This window comes from Vibrio sp. 10N.222.55.C7 (assembly GCF_041473335.1).
GTDB lineage: Bacteria > Pseudomonadota > Gammaproteobacteria > Enterobacterales > Vibrionaceae > Vibrio > Vibrio crassostreae_C.
Window position 1 is genome coordinate 1 of record NZ_JBFRSC010000120.1, and the last position, 359, is coordinate 359.

Genomic DNA, 359 nt, shown 5'->3' on the forward strand with positions numbered 1-359 from the left:
ATGCGGTATTAGCCATCGTTTCCAATGGTTATCCCCCACATCAAGGCAATTTCCTAGGCATTACTCACCCGTCCGCCGCTCGACGCCCATTAACGCACCCGAAGGATTGTTAGTGTCGTTTCCGCTCGACTTGCATGTGTTAGGCCTGCCGCCAGCGTTCAATCTGAGCCATGATCAAACTCTTCAATTTAAGATTTTGTGACTCAACGAATACTGACTTCAAAACTAATATTTACCGAAGTAAACATGTAATTCTAAAGCTATTACCCCTCTCTTCTTAAATAAATAGGAACAGAATGGTAATGAATTGACTGTGCCGAATAACTACAAGTAGTTAAACGTATTGGTCACTCAGTTCA

At 42.3% G+C, this 359-nt stretch carries 1 rRNA gene; it reads right to left on the reverse strand.

Annotated elements, in window-relative coordinates:
• Nucleotides 1-190: ribosomal RNA gene (locus AB4482_RS22950) — 16S ribosomal RNA — on the reverse strand; the annotation flags it as partial.
• Nucleotides 191-359: the final 169 nt, after the last annotated feature.